Origin of the sequence: Segatella salivae DSM 15606, assembly GCF_000185845.1 — a bacterium.
GTDB classification, from domain to species: domain Bacteria; phylum Bacteroidota; class Bacteroidia; order Bacteroidales; family Bacteroidaceae; genus Prevotella; species Prevotella salivae.
This window is the reverse complement of sequence record NZ_GL629647.1, coordinates 549672-553125: the sequence shown is the minus strand read 5'-3', so window position 1 is coordinate 553125 and position 3454 is coordinate 549672. Positions and strand designations below refer to the sequence as shown.

Genomic DNA, 3454 nt, shown 5'->3' with positions numbered 1-3454 from the left:
AATTTGCAACAGAAAGGAGGAAATTCAGTTATTATTTAATATTATGGCAAAGTATAACATTACAGAAAAACGGGAGAAGGACGCGGCATACCGCGCTTTGGTTAGACCCGGATTAATGGATGAATTGAAAGAAAAGATTCTCGACATCATTCTTATCCAGAAGAAGTATAAGGACAAGGATTACTCTGCCAAGAAGCTTGCTGACGATTTGGGTACAAACACGCGTTATATCTCAGCCGTTGTGAATGTCAAGTTCCACATGAACTACACTTCGTTCGTAAACAAGTATCGAATTGAAGAGGCGATGACACTCTTGGCTGACAAACGCTACAGAGAGCTGAACATGGAGGATATTTCGGACATGGTTGGTTTTTCTAATCGTCAGTCGTTTTATGCATCGTTCTACAAGCTCAATGGATGTACGCCTCGCGACTACAAGCTCCGCTATCAGCAGCAGCCTGTACAAACGGAGTTGCCAAAGAAGAGAGGGCGCAAACCAGGCTCAAAGAATGCTGCCAGAGCAATTGATGCGGAGTGATATTCCCTGAGATGATGAAGTCCACAAAAGAAGAAAAATCTTTTTTGTGGGCTTTATTGTTATGCAAAATATTACATATTACAATATTACATGTAACGTTAATCCCTTTCCACATCCACCCTTGTCAGGGCGCGGCGATAGGTGTAGTTGTAAAAAGCTTTTATTGTGCAGCTTCCACATCTACCCTTGTCAGCGCGAGAGGTTTCATGGTTAATCATTAAAAAGATTTCGCGAGGCCTGTCTGTGTGTGATTGATAGGGAAAGGCCTTGTGGGGCGGTGCCGTGAAAGCTGATTTGTGGTGTGACTGCCACAACGCGGTGATGGGAAGGGATAAAAAAAGAGACTCATGAACTATATAGATGAAAAATTTGCTGATATTCAGATTTTAAGGTATAAGTTAGAAGGATTTGAGACGCTGTCACTGCGTGAGAAGTTATATATATATTATTTGTCGAAAGCCGTGCTTTCGGGTAGAGATATCACCTTTGATCAGTTTGGAAAATATAATCTTGCTATTCGCAGGGTGCTTGAACAGATTTTCATGTGCTACACAGGGAAGCGCGACACCGCAGACTTCCATGCTTTTGTGGTTTATCTCAAACGTGTGTGGTTTTCAAATGGCATCTATCACCATTATGCGTGCGACAAGTTTGTGCCAGGTTTCACTCAGGAATTCTTTTGTGAGGCCTACAATCAGCTGACCGTAGACCAGTTGGGATTGACTGACGAGGGTGAGAAGAGCGCTTTGCTCGATGAACTTCTCCCCGTGATTTTTGATGCAGGTTGTTTGCCGAAGCGTGTCAACAAGGCAGATGGCGTTGATTTGATAGAAACTTCGGCATGCAATTTCTATGAGCATGTCAGTCAGCAAGAAGTTGAAGTGTATTATGCTCGTATGAAGCAAGCCTGTGAAGGGCGTCCCGTTTCTTTTGGGCTCAACTCGAAACTCGTTAAGGAGGACGGCTGTCTTAAAGAGTTGCGCTATCATGCCGAGGGGTTGTATGGAGCCAAGATTCGGCAAATCATTCATTGGTTGGATAAGGCCTCTTTCTACACCGAAAATGACCTACAGAAAGATGTTATCCATCTGTTGATAACCTATTATCAAACAGGAGATTTACGATGGTTCGATGAATATTCAATTAAATGGTTGGAAGACCAGGATAGTAGGGTAGATTTTATCAATGGCTTCATAGAAGTTTATGGCGACCCATTGGGCTTGAAAGGTTCGTGGGAAGGCATTGTGCACTATAAAGATATCGAAGCCACGAAGCGTACACGCCTTATCAGTGAGCATGCGCAATGGTTTGAAGACCATTCTCCTGTGGATAAAGCGTTCAAGAAGAAAGCCGTGAGAGGAGTGACGGCCAATGTGGTTTGTGCAGCTATGCTTGGCGGTGATGAATATCCTTCTACAGCCATAGGGATAAATCTTCCGAATGCCGATTGGATTAGAGCCGAGTATGGGTCGAAGAGTGTGACCATAGGAAACCTCACCGATGCTTATCAGCGCGCCTCTTTGGGCAATGGATTTTTGCAAGAGTTTGTGATAGACGACACTACGCGCCAGGCGATTGAGCAATATGGCGAGTTGTGTGAGAATCTTCATACAGATTTGCATGAGTGTCTCGGTCATGGCAGTGGGCAATTGCTGAAGGATACAGACCCCGACGCCTTAAAGTCTTATGGGAATACGATAGAAGAGGCGCGTGCCGATTTGTTTGGCCTGTATTATCTTGCCGATAAAAAGCTTGTAGAGCTGGGACTTACGCCCAATGCAGAGGCTTATAAGAGCCAATATTACACCTATATGATGAATGGTTTGCTGACCCAATTGGTGAGAATCAAGGAAGGCGATAAGATAGAGGAGGCTCATATGCGCAATCGTGCACTGATAGCGGGTTGGGCTCTCGATATGGACCAAGAGGGGCAGGCTGTTGTCATTGAAGAACACGCTGGGAAGCACTATGTGCGGGTGAAAGATTATGAGCGTTTGCGCGCTCTCTTTGCCATTCAGCTAAGGGAGATACAGCGCATAAAGAGTGAAGGTGACTTTGTGGCGGCGCGCCGTTTGGTTGAGCAATATGCCGTTCATGTTGATGATGCTTTGCACAAAGAGGTGTTGAGTCGTTATGAGAAGTTAGACATAGCTCCCTATAAAGGCTTTTTGAATCCGTGGATGAAACCTGAATATGGCAAACAGGGCGAAATTATAGACGTGAAATTAGACTATTCAGAGAGTTATACACATCAGATGTTAAGATACTCAAGTGAATATTAAACAAAAAACAATTCTTATGACAATCGAAGAACAGATAAAAGAGATAAAACAAAGCTTCAGACTCTATATGAATGGGCCAGGCTCAATGTCAATGCGTGAGAAGGGGCTGAACTATCATGTCAATTGGGGTGTTCCATTGCCCACTTTGCGTGAGATGGCCGAAGCGTATGGCAAAAATTACGAGCTTGCCATAACTTTATATAAAGACAATGTTAGAGAATGCAAGCTGTTGGCTACGCTATTGATGCCCATCGACCGGATGGATGCCGAGCTGGCAGATGTTTGGTTGGAACAGGCCCAAACGCAAGAGGTTGTCGAAATGCTTGCCATGAATGTGTTTCAATATGCCGACTTTGCATCGGTGCTTGCCTATGAGTGTATCGCCTCAGAGGAAGTGCTCCGTCAGATTTGTGGCTATAACATTCTGAGTAGGTTGTTTGGCAAGCAAATGGAACCCAACGAACGAGGGATAAATGAGTTTTTGGATCAGGCGTCTGTAGCCTTTAGCACTGAGAACTTGGGCGTGAAACATGCCGCCTTAAATGCAGTAATGAGTTTTGCGGCACTTGGCCAGGACTATGAAAATATTGCACGTAAAGCACTGCAAGGGATTATTGAGATTTAAAATAAAAAT

At 44.2% G+C, this 3454-nt stretch carries 3 protein-coding genes; all 3 read left to right on the top strand.

Translation table 11 applies throughout. From position 1 onward, the window contains the following. The first annotated feature begins 43 nt into the window (after positions 1 to 43). Positions 44 to 538, top strand: coding sequence for a helix-turn-helix domain-containing protein (locus HMPREF9420_RS02290; RefSeq protein WP_007133785.1), 495 nt, complete (start codon positions 44 to 46; stop codon positions 536 to 538). 347 nt (positions 539 to 885) lie between these two features. Beyond that, positions 886 to 2820 carry a dipeptidyl-peptidase 3 family protein gene (locus tag HMPREF9420_RS02285; RefSeq protein ID WP_007133784.1) on the top strand — a complete coding sequence of 645 codons (1935 nt, stop codon included), beginning with the start codon at positions 886 to 888 and terminating at the stop codon, positions 2818 to 2820. A 16-nt stretch (positions 2821 to 2836) separates the two neighbouring features. Then, entirely contained in the window at positions 2837 to 3445 is a 609-nt protein-coding gene (locus tag HMPREF9420_RS02280; protein WP_044079033.1) for a DNA alkylation repair protein, read from the top strand. The last annotated feature ends 9 nt before the right edge of the window (positions 3446 to 3454 follow it).